This is a genomic window from Cupriavidus sp. D39 (assembly GCF_026627925.1).
Classification (GTDB): domain Bacteria; phylum Pseudomonadota; class Gammaproteobacteria; order Burkholderiales; family Burkholderiaceae; genus Cupriavidus; species Cupriavidus ulmosensis.
On sequence record NZ_JAPNLE010000009.1, the window covers coordinates 2,683,850 to 2,703,053 of the forward strand.

The 19,204-nt window shown below is 67.3% G+C and carries 13 protein-coding genes and 4 pseudogenes; 13 read left to right on the top strand and 4 right to left on the bottom strand.

The window, feature by feature from the left end:
• The first annotated feature begins 3 nt into the window (after positions 1 to 3).
• Complete coding sequence (gene murJ, locus OMK73_RS24645) at positions 4 to 1,557, top strand: murein biosynthesis integral membrane protein MurJ (protein WP_267604324.1); 1,554 nt, start codon at positions 4 to 6, stop codon at positions 1,555 to 1,557.
• A 243-nt stretch (positions 1,558 to 1,800) separates the two neighbouring features.
• Positions 1,801 to 2,649: a SirB1 family protein gene (locus OMK73_RS24650; protein ID WP_150985991.1), complete on the top strand. Its 849-nt coding sequence runs from the start codon at positions 1,801 to 1,803 to the stop codon at positions 2,647 to 2,649.
• A gap of 38 nt (positions 2,650 to 2,687) precedes the next feature.
• On the opposite strand, the gene OMK73_RS24655 is transcribed toward OMK73_RS24650, so the two are convergent.
• The gene (locus tag OMK73_RS24655; protein WP_400092840.1) at positions 2,688 to 3,314 is read right to left on the bottom strand and encodes a VTT domain-containing protein; all 627 of its coding nucleotides are present in this window, start codon (positions 3,312 to 3,314) and stop codon (positions 2,688 to 2,690) included.
• A gap of 157 nt (positions 3,315 to 3,471) precedes the next feature.
• On the opposite strand from OMK73_RS24655, the pseudogene mutL reads away from it, so the two are divergent.
• The 3 genes and pseudogenes from mutL to OMK73_RS24670 all read left to right on the top strand — a co-directional run bounded on the left by mutL (position 3,472) and on the right by OMK73_RS24670 (position 7,110).
• Positions 3,472 to 5,512, top strand: a pseudogene (mutL, locus tag OMK73_RS24660) (DNA mismatch repair endonuclease MutL).
• A gap of 31 nt (positions 5,513 to 5,543) precedes the next feature.
• Positions 5,544 to 6,532, top strand: a pseudogene (gene miaA, locus OMK73_RS24665) (tRNA (adenosine(37)-N6)-dimethylallyltransferase MiaA).
• A 74-nt stretch (positions 6,533 to 6,606) separates the two neighbouring features.
• Positions 6,607 to 7,110 carry a GNAT family N-acetyltransferase gene (locus tag OMK73_RS24670; protein ID WP_267604326.1) on the top strand — a complete coding sequence of 168 codons (504 nt, stop codon included), beginning with the start codon at positions 6,607 to 6,609 and terminating at the stop codon, positions 7,108 to 7,110.
• A gap of 387 nt (positions 7,111 to 7,497) precedes the next feature.
• On the opposite strand, the gene purM is transcribed toward OMK73_RS24670, so the two are convergent.
• Complete coding sequence (gene purM, locus OMK73_RS24675) at positions 7,498 to 8,550, bottom strand: phosphoribosylformylglycinamidine cyclo-ligase (RefSeq protein ID WP_267604328.1); 1,053 nt, start codon at positions 8,548 to 8,550, stop codon at positions 7,498 to 7,500.
• Positions 8,551 to 8,828: 278 nt separating this feature from the next.
• Between purM and hda the strand changes: the two genes are divergently transcribed.
• The 8 genes and pseudogenes from hda (at position 8,829) to OMK73_RS24715 (ending at position 15,661) form a co-directional block, all read left to right on the top strand.
• Complete coding sequence (gene hda, locus OMK73_RS24680) at positions 8,829 to 9,536, top strand: DnaA regulatory inactivator Hda (RefSeq protein ID WP_267604330.1); 708 nt, start codon at positions 8,829 to 8,831, stop codon at positions 9,534 to 9,536.
• A gap of 115 nt (positions 9,537 to 9,651) precedes the next feature.
• Complete coding sequence (locus OMK73_RS24685) at positions 9,652 to 10,326, top strand: HAD family hydrolase (RefSeq protein ID WP_267604332.1); 675 nt, start codon at positions 9,652 to 9,654, stop codon at positions 10,324 to 10,326.
• Position 10,327: 1 nt separating this feature from the next.
• Complete coding sequence (gene pcnB, locus OMK73_RS24690) at positions 10,328 to 11,947, top strand: polynucleotide adenylyltransferase PcnB (RefSeq protein ID WP_267604334.1); 1,620 nt, start codon at positions 10,328 to 10,330, stop codon at positions 11,945 to 11,947.
• A pseudogene (gene folK / locus OMK73_RS24695) lies at positions 11,947 to 12,464 on the top strand (2-amino-4-hydroxy-6-hydroxymethyldihydropteridine diphosphokinase). The gene pcnB and the pseudogene folK overlap by 1 nt, the downstream one beginning before the upstream one ends.
• 83 nt (positions 12,465 to 12,547) lie before the next feature.
• On the top strand, positions 12,548 to 13,189 hold the full coding sequence (locus OMK73_RS24700; RefSeq protein WP_267604338.1) for a deoxynucleoside kinase: 642 nt from the start codon (positions 12,548 to 12,550) through the stop codon (positions 13,187 to 13,189).
• A 210-nt stretch (positions 13,190 to 13,399) separates the two neighbouring features.
• Entirely contained in the window at positions 13,400 to 14,221 is an 822-nt protein-coding gene (gene panB / locus OMK73_RS24705) for a 3-methyl-2-oxobutanoate hydroxymethyltransferase (protein ID WP_267604339.1), read from the top strand.
• A 13-nt stretch (positions 14,222 to 14,234) separates the two neighbouring features.
• Positions 14,235 to 14,933 carry an ABC transporter permease gene (locus tag OMK73_RS24710; protein WP_267604340.1) on the top strand — a complete coding sequence of 233 codons (699 nt, stop codon included), beginning with the start codon at positions 14,235 to 14,237 and terminating at the stop codon, positions 14,931 to 14,933.
• A complete protein-coding gene (locus OMK73_RS24715) occupies positions 14,930 to 15,661 on the top strand; it encodes an energy-coupling factor ABC transporter ATP-binding protein (RefSeq protein WP_267604342.1) in 732 nt (243 codons plus the stop codon). The genes OMK73_RS24710 and OMK73_RS24715 overlap by 4 nt, the downstream gene beginning before the upstream one ends.
• A 9-nt stretch (positions 15,662 to 15,670) precedes the next feature.
• On the opposite strand, the gene pabB is transcribed toward OMK73_RS24715, so the two are convergent.
• Complete coding sequence (gene pabB, locus OMK73_RS24720; protein WP_267604343.1) at positions 15,671 to 17,593, bottom strand: aminodeoxychorismate synthase component I; 1,923 nt, start codon at positions 17,591 to 17,593, stop codon at positions 15,671 to 15,673.
• Between the two features lie 316 nt (positions 17,594 to 17,909).
• A pseudogene (gene dnaJ / locus OMK73_RS24725) lies at positions 17,910 to 19,057 on the bottom strand (molecular chaperone DnaJ).
• Positions 19,058 to 19,204: the final 147 nt, after the last annotated feature.

Sequence of the window (19,204 nt, forward strand, 5' to 3'; positions counted from 1 at the left end):
ATCTTGAACCTGCTCAAAGCGCTCGCCACCATCAGCAGCCTGACGATGCTGTCGCGCATCACGGGCCTCATCCGCGAGATCCTGATCGCGCGCGCCTTCGGCGCCTCGGACATGACCGACGCCTTCAACGTGGCGTTCCGCATCCCCAACCTGCTGCGCCGGATCTTCGGCGAGGGCGCGTTTTCGCAAGCCTTTGTGCCGATCCTGGGGGAATATCACAGCAAGCGCGGCGAAACCGAGACCCGCGCGCTGATCGATGCCGTTGCCACGGTCATGACCTGGGTCCTGATGGGCGTCTCGCTGCTTGGCGTGATCGGCGCGCCGGTGGTCATGATGGTGGTCGCCACGGGCTTTCGCCAGCATGGCGGCGAAACCTACGACGCCGCGGTCTTCATGACGCGCGTGATGTTTCCCTACATCGGCCTGATCTCGCTGGTGGCGCTGGCCTCCGGCATCCTGAACACCTGGCGCCGCTTTGCCATGCCGGCCTTCACCCCGGTGCTGCTCAATATCTGCCTGATCATTGCCGCGCTGTTTGTCGGCCCGCACATGGCGCAGCCAATCTACGCGCAGGCCTGGGGCGTGCTGGTGGGCGGCATCCTGCAACTGGCCGTGCAGATTCCGGCGCTCCGGCGCCTGGGCGTGATGCCGCGCCTGCGCTTCAACCTGCGCGCGGCCTGGGCGGAGCCGGGCGTGCGCCGCGTCATGCGGCAGATGGCGCCGGCGCTGCTGGCGGTCTCGGTGGCCCAGATCAGCCTGATCATCAATACGAATATCGCCTCGCGCCTGGCCGCCGGCAGCGTGTCCTACCTGACCTATGCCGACCGCCTGATGGAGTTCCCGACCGCGCTGCTGGGCGTGGCGCTGGGCACCATCCTGTTGCCTAGCCTGTCGAAAGCCAGCGCCGAGGAAAACCGGGCCGAGTACTCCGGCCTGCTGGACTGGGGCCTGCGCCTGACCTTCCTGCTGGCCGTGCCCTGCGCGGTCGGGCTGTTCGTGTTTGGCGCGCCGCTGACGGCGGTGCTGTTCAACTATGGCAAGTTCGACGCGCATGCGGTGGAAATGACCCGCCAGGCGCTGGTCTCCTACGGCATCGGCCTGCTGGGGCTGATCCTGATCAAGATCCTGGCGCCGGGCTTCTATGCCCGCCAGGACATCCGCACCCCGGTCAAGATCGCGCTGCTGGTGCTGGTGATCACGCAGTTGTCCAACTACGTCTTCGTGCCGCGCTTTGGCCATGCGGGCCTGGCGCTGTCGATCAGCTTCGGCGCCACCGTCAATGCGCTGCTGCTGTTCCTGGGCCTGCGCAAGCGCGGCTTCTACACGCCGGCCAAGGGCTGGTTGCTGTTCCTGGCCCAGTTGATGACCGCCGTGCTGCTGCTGGCCGGCATGCTCCTGTGGTTTGCCCGCAACTTCGACTGGGTCGCCCTGGGTGCCACGCCGTTGTTGCGTATCGCCCTGCTGGCCTCGTGCCTGGTACTTGCGGCAGTCGTCTACTTCGGTACACTGTGGCTCATGGGGCTGAGATACTCCGCTTTCAAGCGGAGAGCCGGCTAACAAGCCCCCGCCTGCCAAACCCGCCACTCCCGCCGGAGCGCCGCCAGCGCCAGACAGCGCCGGCCAAGGGTTGCGGCAGCGCGTGGTGCAGGGTCAAGGCTACTGAGGTTGTGCCAGAATGAGACGAAGCGGTTCTGCCCAGGCGCGCAACCGCGGACGGTACCAACGCACTGTCCGGGAACACACGCCACGCCGCGAGCCTCCAACTGGAATAGCCGCCAGGCCGCATTCAGGAAAGCCGCAATGACAACCACGAAAGTCCTGGAATACTTTGCCAGTCTCGTGGCAGACGAGAACGGTATCCCGCTTACCGAGACCGTGCTCTCGATCGCCCAGGACGCCTATCCGGACCTGGACCTGCAGGCCGAGCTCGCAGCGCTCGACATGCTCGCGGTACGCCTGAAGCGCCGCGTCGCCGAAGGCACGCCGGCCATCCAGCGCATGCGCCTGCTCAATCATTTCTTCTACCGCGACCTGGGCTTCGGCGCCAACGCGAACGACTACTACGACCCCGACAACTCGTACCTGAACGTCGTGCTCAAGCAACGGCGCGGCATACCGATCTCGCTGGCAGTGCTCTATATGGAACTGGGCCAGCACATCGGGCTGCCGCTCAAGGGCGTGTCCTTCCCCAACCATTTCCTGGTGCGGATGTCGATTCCGGCCGGCGAGGTGGTGGTGGACCCGCTCACCGGCGAGACCTTGTCGAAGGAGCAGTTGCAGGAGATGCTCGACCCGCACCTGGAGCGCGAGGGCATTGCGGACCCCAACGAGGTGCCGCTGGGCCTGTTCCTGCAAGTGGCCAGCCACCGCGAGATCGTGGCGCGCATGCTGCGCAACCTCAAGTCGATTTATCTGCAGGAGTCGCGCTGGCAGCGCTTGCTGGCGGTGCAGAACCGCCTGGTGATCCTGCTGCCCGGCTCGATCGAGGAAGTACGCGACCGCGGGCTGGCGTATGCCAACCTGGAGTGCTTCCGCCCGGCGCTGGCCGACCTGGAAGCCTATGTGATGGCGCGCCCGGACGCGGCCGACACCACCCAGATCCGCGACCGCATGCCGGCGCTGCGCATGATGAGCCGCAGCGTAAGCTGAAACTCAGGCGGGGCAGGCTGCGGCCTGCCCCCGCTGGCTCACGAAGGACGGCGCCTGCCGCCCCGCACGAGCTTCCACAGGCCGCCCAGCACCAGCGGCACCACGGCCGCGCCAATGCCCGCCAGCACGATCAGGTTCAGGTACTGCTTGATGAAAGGCAGGTTGCCGAAGAAGTAGCCGGCAAACACCAGGCCCAGCACCCACGCCGCCGCGCCGAGCACGTTGAACAGCTGGAACTTGGCAAAGGTCATCTGCGATACGCCGGCCACGAACGGCGCAAAGGTGCGCACGATCGGCAGGAAACGGGCCATCACCAGCATCTTGCCGCCGTGGCGCTCATAGAAATCGTGGGTCTTGCGCAGCGCCTGCTGGTCAAGAAAGCGCCAATGGCCGTCGAACACCTTTGGGCCGACCCAGCTTCCCACCAGATAGTTGACCGTATTGCCGCCAATTGCCGCCACCAGCAGCAGGCCGACCAGCACCCACTCGTTCATGGCATGCGTGGCGCAGAAGGCGCCGGCGATAAACAACAGGGAGTCTCCCGGAAGGAAAGGCAGCACGACCAGCCCGGTCTCCGCGAACACGATCGCAAACAGGATGGCGTAGACCCACGAACCGTAGTTCTGGATGACGGTGCCAAGGTATTTGTCGACGTGCAGCAGCATGTCGATGAACTGCAATGCGATATCCAATTCGATCCCCGTTCGATATTCAGCCGACATCATACAAGACCGGACGGGCGCCAAAGTCACCTTGTCCGGCCACTTTTCCACACGCCAGGCGCGCATGGGCCAGGCGGCGCACCCACGTATAATTCCGCCCATGCCTGCCCAAGCCCCGCACCCCGCCCAGCCGCTCCGTCCCATCCGCCCCCTGCCCGACCAGCTGATCAGCCAGATCGCGGCCGGCGAGGTGGTGGAACGTCCCGCCTCCGTGGTCAAGGAACTGCTGGAGAACGCCCTGGACGCCGGCGCCACCCAGCTCAATATCCGCCTTGAAGAAGGTGGCGTGCGCCGCATCGTGATCGCCGACAACGGCTGCGGCATTCCCGCCGCCGAGCTGCCGGTCGCGCTGATGCGCCACGCCACCAGCAAGATCGCCTCGCTGGGCGAGCTTGAAGCCGTGCTGACACTAGGTTTTCGCGGCGAGGCGCTGGCCTCGATCGCCTCGGTGTCCGAGCTGACCCTGACCAGCCGCACCGCCAGCGATACCCACGCAATGCAGGTGATCGCCGACACCGGCGTGGTACAGCCCGCATCCGGCGGCGTGGGCACCACCGTCGACGTGCAGCACCTTTACTTCAACACGCCGGCCCGCCGAAAGTTCCTTAAATCGGAACAAACCGAGTTCGGCCATTGCCTGGAGATGGTGCGGCGCGCGGCGCTGGCACGCCCCGACGTAGCCATCTCGGTCCACCACAATGGCAAGCCGATGGAGCACTGGAACGCCGGCGACGTCGCCACGCGCACCGGCCAGGTGCTGGGCACCGACTTCGCCAACGCCCGGCTGCCGCTGGATGAAGAGGCCGGCACCCTGCACCTGTACGGATTTGCCGGGCTGCCTACCGCCTCGCGCGGGCGCCCGGACCAGCAATTCTTCTTCGTCAACGGCCGTTACGTACGTGACAAGCTGCTGACCCACGCGGTGCGCAGCGCCTACCAGGACGTGCTGCACGGCGACCGCTTCCCTCCTACGTGCTATGCATGGATCTGCCGCCCGAGATGGTGGACGTGAACGTGCACCCGTCCAAGATCGAAGTGCGTTTCCGCGAATCGCGCGCGGTGCACCAGTTCGTCTACCACGCCGTGCAGCGTTGCCTGGCGCGGCAGGCCGGCGAGCAGGGCGACAGCCTGCATACCTCGGCCGATTCGGACGGGTCGGCGGCGGCTGAGCCGATTGGCGGCACCGGCGGATTCCAGGGCGCGCGAAGCTTTGGCGGTGGCTCGGGCGGCTCGGGCGGCTCGGGTGGCTTCGGCGGATCCGGCAGGAGCGGCGGCATGGGCGGCGGCGGTGCCAGCCCGCGGCCGTGGGTCGACTACACCGCCGTCGCGCGCCAGACCGAGCTCGGCGTGGCCCAGCCCCGGCAGGCCTACCTCGGCATGGTGCGCGACGCGATCCAGCCGGGAGGCGGATTTTCACGCTCCCCGCCGCCTATGTCCCGCCGGCTGGCCCGGGCGCCACGCCCCCGGCCTGGCTGGCCGATGCGCAAGCCGCGCGCGAGAACGACCCGCCCGGCCTGCTGGACCAGCTGCCCCGCCAGGAACTCCCCGAAGACGAGGCCAGCCCGCTGGGCTATGCCATCGCGCAGCTGCATGGCATCTACGTGCTGGCGCAGAACGCGCGCGGCCTGGTGCTGGTGGATATGCACGCCGCCCACGAGCGCATCCTCTACGAGCAGATCAAGACCGCGCTCGAAGCGCGCGAGCTCGCGGTGCAGTCGCTGCTGATCCCGGTCACCCTCACAGCCAGCCCGGTGGAAATCGGCACGGCCGAGGAGCACCAGGAAACCCTCACCCTGCTCGGCTTCGACATCGCCCAGGTCTCGCCCACCACGCTGGCGATCCGCGCGATTCCCGCCCTGCTCAAGCAGGCCGACACCGAAGCCCTCGCGCGCGACGTGCTGCGTGACCTTCAGGCCTTCGGCGGCTCGCGCGTGCTGGTGGAGCGCCAGAACGAACTGCTGGCCACGCTGGCTTGCCATAGCGCGGTGCGCGCCAACCGCAAGCTCACGCTGGAAGAAATGAACGCGCTCTTGCGCCAGATGGAGCAGACCGAGCGTGCCGACCAGTGCAACCACGGCCGGCCAACCTGGGTGCAGCTGTCGGTGGCGGAACTCGACCGCCTGTTCCTGCGCGGGCAGTAAGCCACGGCCCGCCCCCATTGCACCCTACGCCTTGACCACTACTGCTTCTTCCAGCCACGCCGGCGCGGCCGCATCGGCCCACGTGCCGGTGGTCTGCCTGCTCGGCCCTACCGCCTCCGGCAAGACCGCCGCGGCGCTGGCCCTGGCCGCACAGACGCCGATCGAAATCATCAGCCTGGACTCGGCCCTGGTCTATCGCGAGATGGACATCGGCACCGCCAAGCCCTCGCCGGCCGAGCTGGCCGCGGTGCCGCACCACCTGATCGATATCATCGACCCGGCCGACAGCTACTCGGCGGCCCAGTTCGTGACCGACGCCGAGCGGCTGATCCTGGAAATCCGCGCACGCGGCCGCGAACCGCTGATCGTCGGCGGCACCATGCTGTACTACAAGGCGCTGACACAGGGGCTGAACGACCTGCCGCAGGCCGATCCGGCCCTGCGCGCCGAACTGGACGCACTTGCCGCCGAACGCGGCTGGCCCGCACTGCACGCCATGCTGGCCGAGGTCGACCCGGTCACCGCGGCGCGCCTGGCGCCCAACGATGCCCAGCGCATCCAGCGCGCGCTGGAGATCCACCGCCTGTCTGGACAGCCCATGTCGGCGCTGCTGGCGCGACAGGCCGACGAGCGCGCCTTTGCCGGCGCCGCCGACCGCCGCTATCGCGTGATCGCGCTGGAGCCGTCCGACCGCGCCGTGCTGCACGCGCGCATCGCCACCCGCTACGACGCCATGCTGGCCGGCGGCTTTATCGAGGAAGTGCAGCGGCTGCGCGCGCGCGGGACCTGCAGCCCACGCTGCCCTCGATCCGCTGCGTCGGTTACCGGCAGGTGTGGGAATACCTCGATGGCGAAACCGATTTCGACACCATGCGTGAGCGCGGCCTGGCCGCCACCCGCCAGCTCTGCAAACGTCAGCTGACCTGGCTGCGCAGCACGCCGGAGCGGGAGGTCGTGGACTGCCTGGCGACCGACTATGTCGCGCAGGTAGCGCAGCTCGCACGGATCGGGCAAGCGTAGCGCAACTGGGCGATAGGTGTGACGGATAAGCGATAATCGTCGTTTATATCTTGCCGATGACGTCAAATCCCGCCATGTCCGCCACCGACTTCGTACTGCGCCCCGCCACTTCCGACGACTGCGAGACCTTGCTCGCGCTGATCACGGGACTGGCCGAATACGAGAAACTCACCCACCTGGTCGAAGCCACGCCGGAAAAACTGCGCGAAGCGCTGTTTGGCCCGCGCCCGCACGCGGAGGCCGTGCTGGTAGAGGTTCAAGGTGCGCTGGGCCCGCAGGCAGTCGGGTTCGCCTTGTTCTTCCACAACTTCTCGACCTTCCTGGCCAAGCCCGGGCTGTATCTCGAAGACCTCTATGTCGACCCCGCCTGGCGTGGCCATGGGCTGGGCAAGGTCCTGCTCAAGCATCTGGCGGCGCTGGCCGTGGAACGCGGCTGCGGCCGCTTTGAATGGAGCGTGCTGGACTGGAACACGCCGTCGATCGAGTTTTACCGGGCGATGGGCGCGGACGTGATGCCGGACTGGCGGATCTGCCGGGTCACGAGGGACGCGCTGGCGAAGCTGGGCGCGGCGGAGTGACTCGGCCCTTCCTACTGCGCGGGTTTTCTCCCTCTCCCCCTGGGGGAGAGGGAGAAACAGCCGTCGTCATGGCGCGCGGCTTTGGCCCGTTCGGCAGCTCCGTTCAATGCCGCCGGTTCGCTCCCCTCTCCCACTTGTGGGAGAGGGGCTGGGGAGAGGGCGGGCGCTCGTTACGCCTGCGTGCTGGACAACACCACGGGCTTCGCTTCAAGTGGCTCCTAGCTAAGCCACCCCTCTCCCCGGCCCTCTCCCCCTGAGGGGAGAGGGAGAAACGACCGTCGTCATGGCGCGCGGCTTTGGCCCGTTCAGCGGCTTCGTCAAGCGCTTGGCGGGCGTAAAAAACGGCGCATGCCTGGGCATGCGCCGTTTTTCTTTGGAGCCGAACGCTCAGACCACGATGGTCTGCGCCTGGCCTTCTTCGCGCTCGCGGATCTCGCCGATCTGCCACACGGCTTCGCCGGCAGCCTGCAGATGACGGATGGCGCGGTCTGCGTCTTCCTTGGCAACGATCACTACCATGCCGATGCCGCAGTTGAACACGCGGTGCATTTCGTCGTCGGCCACGTTGCCCTGGGCTTGCAGCCACTGGAACAGCGGCGGCAGGGTCCAGGCGTCGCGCTGCAGCACGGCGGTGACGTTCTGCGCCAGCACGCGCGGCACGTTCTCGGTCAGGCCACCGCCGGTGATGTGGGCCATGCCCTTGACCGGCAGCGTCTCGATCAGCGACAGCAGCGGCTTCACGTAGATGCGGGTGGGCGCCATGATGGCGTCCTGCAGGCGCTGGCCGTGGAAGTCGCCGTTCAGGTCCGGCTTGGCCACTTCGATGATCTTGCGCACCAGCGAGTAGCCGTTGGAGTGCGCGCCCGACGAGGCCAGGCCCAGCACCACGTCGCCCGGGACGATGGTGGTGCCGTCGATGATGCGGCTCTTCTCGACCGCGCCGACCGCGAAACCGGCCAGGTCATACTCGCCGTCGGGGTACATGCTAGGCATTTCGGCGGTTTCGCCACCGATCAGCGCGCAGCCGGACAACTCGCAACCGTGGGCGATGCCCTTGATCACCGTGGCTGCGGTTTCCACGTCGAGCTTGCCGCAGGCGAAGTAGTCGAGGAAGAACAGCGGCTCGGCGCCCTGCACCAGGATGTCGTTGACGCTCATGGCGACCAGGTCCTGGCCCACGGTGTCGTGGCGGTTGAGCTGGAAGGCCAGCTTGAGCTTGGTGCCCACGCCGTCGGTGCCGGAGACCAGCACCGGTTCCTTGTATTTCTTGGACAGCTCGAACAGCGCGCCGAAGCCCCCGATGCCGGCCATCACGCCTTCGCGCATGGTGCGCTTGGCGAACGGCTTGATGCGGTCGACGAGCGCGTCGCCCGCGTCGATATCGACGCCGGCATCGCGGTAGGAGAGGCCTGCCTGGCCGGAAGTGGGGGATGCGCTCATGGGAACCTGCTTGTCCTGGAGTATGAAGTGAGGAATGCGGCGCTCACGACGGCGATTTGCGGCCGCGAGTCCAGTAGAATCGCAATTTTAACGGATACGGGCTTCCGGCTTCCAGTTTCCGGTGCCCCGTGTCATTAAGTATTGTCCGCAGCCATTCCCGATGAAGATGATTCCGGCAGCCCCAGGCCATTCTGCCCGCGCCCTGCAGGCGGTCAGCGCACGCCAGCCGCGACGCGTTTACCTGACAGATGACCCGTACCCAAAGTAACCGATAAGTCATGTTTCCGCGCCCCAAGCAGCTTTCGCTTGAACTTGGCAGTCCGCCGCCCTCGACCTTCGAGAATTTTTTCGTTGCCGTCAACCGCGAGCCGGTGCAGCGCCTGCGCGACCTGGCCACGGCGGTGGCGCAGGAGCGGGCCGCCGACCGCCTGATCTACCTGTGGGGCGAGGTTGGCTCGGGCCGTACCCACCTGCTGCATGCGGTCTGCGACAGCGGCTACCAGGCTGGCATCCGCTGCCGGTACCTGAGCCCGCATCACGCCTTGTCGGATTTCATCTTCGACCCGAGCTGCCAGCTCTACACCGTGGACGATGTGGAACTGCTCGACGAAGCGCGCCAGATCGCCGTGTTCTCGCTGTACAACGAGGTCCGGGCCCACGTGCGGACCGCCATCGTGGTGGCCGGCAGCCTGGCGCCGCTGGCCATGCCGGTGCGCGAGGACCTGCGTACGCGGCTGGGCTGGGGCCTGGTCTACCAGTTGGCGCCCCTGTCGGACGAGGACAAGATGGCGGCGCTGGTGCAGGCCGCGCGTGAGCGCGGGCTGCAGCTTTCGCCGGAAATCCCGCACTGGCTGGTTACGCGCAAGTACCGCGACATGCCCAGCCTGATGGCGCTGCTGGACGCGCTCGACACCTATTCGCTGGAGCGCAAGCGTGCCGTCACGCTGCCCCTGCTGCGGGAAATGTTTGCCGAGTTGCGCGAGTGAGCCCGGGACTGCGCGCCAGCGCGCGTGGCCCATGGCATGCACCGTGCTTGACTTTGTTGGCATCCAGAGACGTTTAGAAAACCGTCACAGTCACGTTAATGTAAAATCGCCGCCCATGAATCTGGCATTGTTCGACCTCGACCACACCTTGCTCCCGACTGACAGCGACCACGAATGGGGCCGCTTCCTGGTGCGCCTGGGCGTTGTCGACGAGGAATTCTACCGCCGCAGGAACGACGAGTTCTTCGGCCATTACAAGGCTGGCACCCTGGATATCCAGGCTTTCCTGCGTTTCGCCCTGGCGCCGCTGGCGGCCAATCCGCGCGACCGCCTGGAAGCGTTGCGCAGCCAGTTCATGCGTGAAGTGATCGATCCGGTCATCACGCCGCAGGCGCGCGCGCTGGTCTACAAGCATCTCGACGCCGGCGACCTGTGCGCCGTGGTCACCGCCACCAATAGTTTCGTCACCGCCCCGATCGCGGCGGCCTTCGGCATCAAGCACCTGATCGCCACCGAGCCGGCCACCGCCAACGGCAAGCCCGACGGCGCCTTCACCGGTGAAGTGGCGGGTATTCCCAGCTTCCGCGAGGGCAAGATCACCCGGGTGGAAGCCTGGCTAAAGAGCATGGGCACCCAATGGGATGCCTTCGAAAACACCACCTTCTACAGCGATTCGGCCAACGACCTGCCGCTGCTGGAGAAGGTCAGCGAACCGATCGCCGCCAACCCGGACGATCGCCTGCGTCACCACGCCGCCGCGTCAGGCTGGCGCATCATGGACCTGTTCTGACGTGATCAAAAAGCTAATCAACCGGCTGCTAGGCAAGCCGGGCACCCAGCAGCGCCCCGTCAAACGCCGCGGCCAGCGCGCCCATGCGCCGAACATCGTTGCGCATGCCGAGCACCAGATCGACCAGTTGCTGATCTCGCGCAACGCCATCAAGGTTACTTCGACGCTCCAGCAGGCAGGCTACGAGGCGTTTATCGTCGGCGGCGCGGTGCGCGACCTGTTGCTGGGCATCAAGCCCAAGGACTTCGACGTCGCGACCAACGCCACGCCTGACCAGGTGCAGGCGCTGTTCCGCCGCTCGCGCATCATCGGCCGGCGCTTCCAGATCGTGCACGTGACGTTCTATGGCGGGCGCGAGCAGGAGATCATCGAAGTCTCCACCTTCCGCGCGCTGGTCGACGCGGTCGCCAGCGAGACCTTGCCCGAAGGGCGGCGCCTCAAGCGCTCGGAACTCGACAGCAAGACCCACGCCATCGACGCCTCCGGCCGCGTGCTGCGCGACAATGTCTGGGGCTCGCAGGCCGAAGACGCGGAACGCCGCGACTTCACCATCAACGCGATGTACTACGACCCGGCCCAGCAGTTGGTGTACGACTACCACCAGGGCATGGAAGACATCCGCGCGCGCACGCTGCGCATGATCGGCGACCCGGTCACGCGCTACCGCGAAGATCCCATCCGCATGCTGCGCGTGGTGCGCTTCGCCGCCAAGACCGGATTCACGATCGACGAGGACACCCGCCAGCCGATCGCCGACCTCGCCTCGCTGATCCACAACGTGCCCAGCGCGCGCCTGTTCGACGAGATGCTCAAGCTGCTGATGTCGGGCCATGCCTGGGCGTCGCTGCAGGAACTGCGCAAGGCCGGCCTGCACCGCGGCCTGCTGCCTCTGCTGGATGTCGCGCTGGAGCAGCCGATGGGCCAGCGCTTCGTGCAACTGGCGCTGGACAACACCGACCAGCGCGTGCAGGTTGGCAAGCCGGTCTCGCCGGGCTTCCTGTTTGCCGCGCTGCTGTGGCACCACGTGCTGCAGCGCTGGACCACGCTGCGCGAGGAAGGCGAGCATGCCATCGCCGCGCTCAACATCGCCATGGACGACGTGCTGGAACGCCAGACCGGCCAGCTCGCCATCCAGCGCCGCTTTGTCACCGACATGCGGGATATCTGGGGCATGCAGCCGCGCTTCGAGAAGCGCGTGGGCCGCATGCCGTTCCGCCTGATCGAGTCGCCGCGCTTTCGCGCCGGCTTCGACTTCCTCTACCTGCGCTGCGAATCCGGCGAGCAGCCGGCCGAGCTGGCGAAATGGTGGCAAGACTTCCAGGACGCCGATAGCCACGGCCGCGAAGACCTGATCGAGGCCGTGCGCCCGGTGCGCGGCGGCGGCAAGCAGGGCGGCGGCAGTGGCGGCGCGGGCCATGCCGAAGGCTTTGAGCCCGCCGGAGATGGCGACAGCGGCGAAAGTGGCGACGGCGGCGGCCCCGCACGCAAGAAGCGCCGTCGGCGCAGTCCGCGGAAATCGGATAAAGTTTCTCCGCGGAGTGATATGGACGCGAGCCAGGAATCCGGCTCCACTGCAGACCGGAAAACCGGCAAGGTACGCGTCCAGCCGGAGGAATCGTAATGACACTTGCCTTTATCGGCATCGGAGCCAACCTGGGTGACGCCCGGCAGGCCCTGAAAGATGCCATCGTGTGCCTGGCCCAGCAGGTCGGCATCACGGTGCTGGCGAGATCGTCGCTCTATCGCACGGCCCCGGTCGATGCGACGGGCGATGACTACTACAACGCAGTGGTCAAGGTAGAGACCTCGTTCACCGCAGCCCAGCTATTGCGCATCTGTCACCACATCGAGGATCAGTTCGGACGCGAGCGGCCTTTCCGCAACGCACCACGCACCCTCGACCTGGACCTGCTGGTCTTTGGCGACGAAATCCACCAGGACGAAAAGCTGGTGGTGCCACATCCGCGCGTGACCGAACGCGCCTTCACGCTGGTGCCACTGCTTGAGCTGGATGGCGAACTGGTCATCCCGGGCCTTGGCCGCGCGGCGGATTACCTGGCCGCGCTCAGCACGCAGCGTGTCGAGAAGATCTCCTTTGCAAGTGCACGCGGCAGCCCGACGCGCACAGCGATTCCTGAAGCCATGGCCGGCAGCGGCAAGCCGGCCCTGCTTTGTCCGCCCTGTACCGTGTAGTTCGCCCCCCAGCCGACCGGACCCGCCCATGCTCGAACACCTGCGCCGCATCGTGGTGGAAGGCCCCATCGGAGCCGGCAAGACCGCGCTCGCGCAACGCCTGGCGCAAACCCTGCGCACCGGCGAATTGCTCGATGCGGCACGTGAAAATCCCTTCCTGGAACGCTACTACCGAGAGCCCGCGCGCTATGCGCTGCCGCTGCAGCTATCCCTGATGAACCAGCGCGCGCAGCAACTCAAGGCCTGGCAGGCGGCACTGCTGGCAGGCCAGCGCATGGTGGGCGATTTCCTGTACACCAGGGACCGCCTCTACGCCGGGCTGACGCTGCCCGAAGAGGAACTGGCGCTGTACGACGCCCTCGCCGCGCGCCTGCCGGCCCAAGGCCAGCGCGTGGATCTCGTGATCGTGCTGCAGGCCTCGCCCGCCTTGCTGCGCGAGCGCATCGCCCGGCGCAACGCGCCAGGCGAGTCCAGCATCGACGATGCCTACCTGGAGCGGCTGTCGGATGCCTATGGCGAGCTGTTCCATCGCTACGACGAGGCGCCGGTCATGATCGTCGACACCGCACACTTCAGTCCGGTAGACAACGACGCCGATTTCCGTACACTACTGTCGCGCATCGAAAACATGCGTGGCCGCAAGGCCTTTCTCAATCTCGCTGCGCCCTGACAGGTTCCCGCCTGCCAGCCTTCACCATAACGACAGCAGTCGCTGCCGCGAATCCCGCGGTCCCGTCCAAGGGCCGAGCGCCTCGCGCAGAACGAACTGAAAAGGGGCAAAGGCCTTGCCGCACAGATGCAGATGCGTTGATGCACGGATCATGAATGCACTGCGGCATTGCGGCCAGCCCGGCTCCCGTCTCTCTACCGGCCCAACGTCATGAGCTACCTCCTCGACCCCTCCCGCAAGACCGTCACCATCCCCAAGCTGCAAGCGATGCGCGCCGCCGGCGAAAAGATCGCCATGCTGACCGCCTATGACTCCAGCTTCGCCGCGCTGCTCGACTACTGCGGGGTCGAAGTCCTGCTGGTCGGCGACTCCCTTGGCAATGTCATGCAAGGCCAGCAGACCACGTTGCCCGTGACGCTCGAGCAGGTCGTCTATCACACCGAATGCGTGGCGCGCGGCAACCAGAGCGCGCTGCTGGTGGCGGACCTGCCGTTCGGCACCTATCCCACCCCGGAAGCCACCTTCGCCAGCGCCGTGGCGCTGATGCAGGCCGGCGCGCACATGGTCAAGCTGGAGGGCGGCGACTGGCTCGCGCCCACCGTCAAGTTCCTGGTCGAGCGCAGCATCCCGGTGTGCGCCCACATTGGCCTGACGCCGCAGTCGGTGCACGCGCTGGGCGGCTTCAAGGTGCAAGGCAAGACCGACGAAAGCGCGGCGCAGCTCAAGCGCGACGCGCTCGCGCTGCAAGCCGCGGGCGCCCAGCTGATCGTGATGGAAGCGGTGCCGGCTGCGGTGGCCGGCGTGGTCACCGGCCTGCTGACCATCCCGACCATCGGCATCGGCGCCGGCGCGGATTGCTCCGGCCAGGTGCTGGTGTTGCAGGACATGATCAACGTCTACCCGGGCCGCAAGGCCAAGTTCGTGCGCAACTTCATGGAAGGCGCCGGTTCGATCGAGGCTGCCGTGCGCGCCTACGTGGCGGCCGTGAAGGACGGCAGCTTCCCGGCCGTCGAGCACACCTTCTCGGCCTGAGCGCGCGCCGGCGATGGAGATCGGTGCCGCCACCGTCGCAGCCTTTGCGCTTCTGGCCAGCGGTGACGGCGCCATCTGGTTCATCGTCTGGACCTCGCTGGTGGTGGCCGCGCTCGGGCTGGCGATTGCCACCGTGCCGGCCATCGGCGCGGCCTACCTGATCGCCACCCACGATTTTCCCGGACGGCGCGTGGTGGTGGTGATGGCGCAGGCCTTCCTTTCCTTCCCGACCGTGCTGGTCGGGCTGGTCCTCTACCTGCTGTTCACCCGCCACGGCCCGCTGGGCGATTTCTCATTGCTGTTTTCCCGCAGCGGCATGGTGCTCGGGCAGGCGGTGATCGGCTTCCCGGTGGTGCTGGCATTTGCCCTGTCCACCTTGCAGGGCGCGGATGCGCGCCTGCGTGAAACCGCCTGGGTACTGGGCGCCGGACGCTGGCGGACTTTGTTCACCGTCCTGCGCGAGCTGCGCTTTGGCCTGATGGCGGCGCTGGTGGCGGGCTTTGGGCGGGTCGTTGCCGAGGTAGGCTCGGCGTTGATGATCGGCGGCAACATCGAAGGCGCCACCCGGACCATTACCACCGCCATCGCGCTGGAAACCAGCAAGGGCGAATTCGCCCAGGGCATCGCGCTGGGCATCGTGCTGGTGGCACTGGCCGTACTGGTAAATGTGATGCTGGCGTGGCTGCAAGGCGCGGGAGGATTCCGACGATGAGCACGCTGCCCGCGCGCCGCACGCCTGACGGGCAGGCGTTGCCGCCTTCACAGCTGCCGCCGCTGCTGACGGTGCGCGGCCTGCGGCGCCAGGTGGGCGCGCGCCGCCTGTTCGATATTGCCGAGCTCGCCTTTCCGCGCGCCGCCGCCGTGGTGCTGACCGGCGTCAATGGCGCTGGCAAGAGCACGCTGCTGCGCATGGTGGCAGGGCTGGAGCGCGCGCCCGGCGCTACGGTGGCCTGGACCGGCGCGGACGGCACGCCGTGCAACGCCGCCCTCGATCCGCTGCCGGGCGCGCTGCGCCAGCGCATCGCCTACCTGCACCAGCACCCCTACCTGTTCCGCACCTCGGTACGCGAGAACATCGCCTATGGCCTGAAGGCGCGCGGCATGCCTGACGACGAAGTCAGGCGGCGCGTGGGCGCCGCGCTGGGCTGGGCCGGCATCACGCACGTGCAGGACACCGCCCCCGAACGCCTGTCCGGCGGCGAGGTGCAGCGCGTGGCACTGGCCCGCGCCAAGGTGCTGGAGCCCGATTTGCTGCTGCTGGACGAACCCACCTCCAGCCTGGACGGCTACGCGCGCGAACAGGTGATCGGCCTGGTGCAGGACCTGGCCTCCGAGGGCCGCAGCGTGGTGATGGTCTGCCACGACCGCGAGCTGATCAACCTGCCGGGCGTGGTGCGCTGGAAGCTCGGCGACGGGCGGCTGGATACGCGCCACCCCTGAGCGCTTGGCTCAGGCTTTTGCCGGCAACTCCGCGGGTAACACGCCCCGCAACGAATTGGCCAGCGCCAGTGCCTCGGCGCCAAGCACCATGGCCCGCGTGACAACCGCTTCACGCACCGCCCCGCCCAGGTACCGCATGCCATCGGCCAGCACCGCCGCGCGCATCACGCCGGGCAGGATATCGGCGTCCAGCGGCGGCGTCAGCCACCCGCCATCCACCTTGACGAACACCGAGCTGCGCCCGCCTTCGAGCAGTTCATCGCGGGCATTGAAGAACAGGCTGTCGAACGCGCCAGCGCGTTCGGCAGCTTGCCAGCCGGCGTCATAGACGGCGCGCGCGCTGGTCTTGTGGCGGCGCAGCGCGTCCGCCACCGGCTGCGCCTGCGCTGCCAGCAACACCTGCGCCGGGACCGTGGCGAGCGGCGCCAGCAGGCCGTGGGCGACGGTGAAGCTGCCCGCCTTGTCCAGCGCCAGCCGCAAGCGCCAGGTGCCGGCACCAAGAGCCGCCACGGCCGCATGCACGGCAGCCAGCGCGCGGGCACGCTCGAAGCCAAAGCCGAAGCAGGCCGCGGAAGCCGCCAGCCTGGCCAGGTGCTGATCCAGGCGCTGGCACTGCCCGTCTTGCACCCGCATGGTTTCGAACAAGGTAAAGCCCGGATCGTGCGCGGTCAGGAAGCGCGCCTTCCAGCCGCACTCGGCAAATTCGCCCGCGGCGTCGCTGTCATGCACGATGCCGCCGCCCACGCCCATCTCGCCCGCGCGCAGTCCGTCGGCACCCTGCACGCCCAATACCAGCGTGCGGATGGCTACCGACAGGGAAAAGGCACCCGGCCATGCCTGCGCTTGTCCCGCACCGGGCGCGTCGATCCAGCCGAGCGAGCCGGTGTAGAGGCCGCGCGGCGCGCGCTCCAGTTCGCCGATGATCTCCATGGTGCGCCGCTTGGGCGCGCCGGTGATGGAGCCGCAGGGAAACAGCGCGCGCAACAGGTCAGCCAGGCTGGTGCCGGCGCGCGCCTTGGCGGTGACGGTGGAGGTCATCTGCAGCACCGGGCCAAAGGGCTGCACCACGAAGCGATCGGGCACGGCTACCGTGCCGGGCACCGCGATGCGGCCCAGATCGTTGCGCAGCAGGTCGACGATCATCACGTTCTCGGCGCGGTTCTTGGCGTCGGCCGCCAGCGCCAGCGCGGCCTCGGCATCGCGTGCGTCGTCGCCCGTGCGCGGCGCCGTGCCCTTCATCGGGCGGGTGAGCAATTGACCCTGGCCGTCATGCCGGACGAACAATTCCGGCGACAGCGACAGCACCCAGCCATCGCCCGGCAACCGCACCAGCGCGCCGTAGGGCACCGGCTGCGCGGCACGCAATGCTGAATAGAGCGCCAGCGGATCGCCAAACTCGGCAAAGCGCAGGCGCTGCGTGAAATTGACCTGGTAGGTGTCGCCAGCTTCGATCCACTGGTGGATGCGAGCAATGGCGGCATGGAAAGCCGGCTCCGGCGTGTCAGCCAGCACATCCATCAAGCCGGCTGGCTCATCCGAGGACTGCGCCAGCCATTGCGCGACCTGCGCCTTGTCCAGCCGATGCATCTCCCTGAACCACAACAGGCGCAACGCGCCATCGTGCAAAGGCAATGCCTGATCGACATGGACCGGCACGCCAACCAGCGGGCCGCCGAATTCGTAGGGCGCAAACAGCGTGGCGTGCCAGCCCTGGCGCCAGCCTTCGGCCAGCAAGGCGTCGAGCGAGCCGAGGGCTGAAGCGTCTGGCAGCACGTCTTCGCGGGCGAAGCCGGTGTACAGGCGCGAGGATGCCTCGCCGGATACGGCGGTAGCGTCGTCGAGCAGGACGAAGGGCTGGGCGACGCTGGCCGGGCCGGATACGGGCGCTTGCGGGATTGAGGAAGAAGACGAGCGGGTCAGGGAGACAGCCACGGCAAATCACCAGCGTAAATTGAGGTCGCCAGGAGGCGGGCGATATCGCAATTATCGCGCGCCCGCCCTCTCCCCGGCCCCTCTCCCACAAGTGGGAGAGGGAGTAAACCCAAGGCACCTGAGAAGCCGCGGAACGGGCCAAAGACCGCCCACCATGACGACGGCTTTCGCTCCCTCTCCCCTCAAGGGGAGAGGGCCGGGGAGAGGGGTGGCTTAGCTAGGAGCCACTTGAAGCGAAGCCCACGGTTTGAGCGCGCCCAAAAACAAAAAAGCCGGCCACGCATCTGCGCGTGGCCGGCCCCATACCGTAACCGGATCAGCTGAAGAAGCTCTTCACCTTGTCCAGCCAGGATTGCTCCTGCGGGCTGTGGCGCGAGCCGCCTTCATGCACCGAGCGGTCGAACTGGCGCAGGATGTCCTTCTGCGCCTCGGTCAGCTTGACCGGCGTTTCCACGTTCACGTGCACGTAGAGGTCGCCGGGGTAGCCCGAGCGCACGCCCTTGATGCCCTTGCCGCGCAAGCGGAAGGTCTTGCCGGGCTGGGTGCCTTCGGGCACCGGGAAGCTGGCCTTGCCGCCCAGCGTGGGCACTTCCAGGTCGCCGCCCAGCGCCGCGGTGGCGAAGGAGATCGGCATCTGGCAGTGCAGGTCGTCGCCGTCGCGCTCGAACACCGCGTGCTGCTTGATGTGGACTTCCACATACAGGTCGCCCGGGGGCCGCCGTTGATGCCCGGCTCGCCATTGCCCGACGAACGGATGCGCATGCCCTCGTCGATGCCGGCGGGAATCTTCACTTCCAGCGTCTTCTGCGACTTCAGCTTGCCCTGGCCGTGGCACTTGGTGCACGGCTTGGGGATGTGCTTGCCGGTGCCGTGGCACTTGGGGCAAGTCTGCTGCATCGAGAAGAAGCCTTGCGACACGCGTACCTGGCCCGCGCCATGGCAGGTCGGGCAGGTTTCGACGCTGGAGCCGGGCTCGGCGCCATTGCCGTGGCAATGCTCGCACTCGTCCCAGTGGGGCACGCGGATCTGCGCATCGTGGCCGTGGGCGGCCTGCTCCAGCGTGATTTCCATGCTGTAGCGCAGGTCGGCGCCGCGGTACACCTGCGGGCCGCCGCCACGGCGTCCGCCGCCAGCCTGGCCGCCTTGCTGGCCAAAAATATCGCCGAAGATGTCGCCGAAGGCTTCGGCGAAACCGCCGTACCCTTGGCCGCCGCCGCCGAAGCCGCCCGCCATGTTGGGGTCGACGCCGGCATGGCCGTACTGGTCGTAGGCGGCCTTCTTCTCGGGGTCGGAGAGCATCTCGTAGGCCTCTTTGACCTCCTTGAACTTCTCTTCGGAATCCTTGCTGTCCGGATTGCGGTCCGGGTGGTGCTTCATCGCCAGCTTGCGATAGGCCTTCTTGATCTCGTCATCGCCGGCGTTCTTGCCCACCCCGAGCACTTCGTAAAAGTCACGTTTTGCCATGGTGGCTGCTTACCTGATGGGCCCGGAAGCGTCCAAAGCCCGCCCGGGCGAAATAGCAAAAAAGCCGAGCGAGGCATTCGACGGCGGTAACCCGCTTGGTCCAATGTCCGTCGCCCGGCGTCGGGATGGGGGCTGGCGCTGGTGTTA

Coding starts and splice junctions, on each gene's coding strand:
- OMK73_RS24650 (WP_150985991.1), top strand. CDS start 1,801: ATGACAACCACGAAAGTCCTGGAATACTTTGCCAGTCTCGTGGCAGAC.
- OMK73_RS24655 (WP_400092840.1), bottom strand. CDS start 3,314: ATGCTGCTGCACGTCGACAAATACCTTGGCACCGTCATCCAGAACTAC.
- OMK73_RS24670 (WP_267604326.1), top strand. CDS start 6,607: ATGTCCGCCACCGACTTCGTACTGCGCCCCGCCACTTCCGACGACTGC.
- purM (WP_267604328.1), bottom strand. CDS start 8,550: ATGAGCGCATCCCCCACTTCCGGCCAGGCAGGCCTCTCCTACCGCGAT.
- hda (WP_267604330.1), top strand. CDS start 8,829: ATGTTTCCGCGCCCCAAGCAGCTTTCGCTTGAACTTGGCAGTCCGCCG.
- OMK73_RS24685 (WP_267604332.1), top strand. CDS start 9,652: ATGAATCTGGCATTGTTCGACCTCGACCACACCTTGCTCCCGACTGAC.
- OMK73_RS24700 (WP_267604338.1), top strand. CDS start 12,548: ATGCTCGAACACCTGCGCCGCATCGTGGTGGAAGGCCCCATCGGAGCC.
- panB (WP_267604339.1), top strand. CDS start 13,400: ATGAGCTACCTCCTCGACCCCTCCCGCAAGACCGTCACCATCCCCAAG.
- OMK73_RS24710 (WP_267604340.1), top strand. CDS start 14,235: ATGGAGATCGGTGCCGCCACCGTCGCAGCCTTTGCGCTTCTGGCCAGC.
- OMK73_RS24715 (WP_267604342.1), top strand. CDS start 14,930: ATGAGCACGCTGCCCGCGCGCCGCACGCCTGACGGGCAGGCGTTGCCG.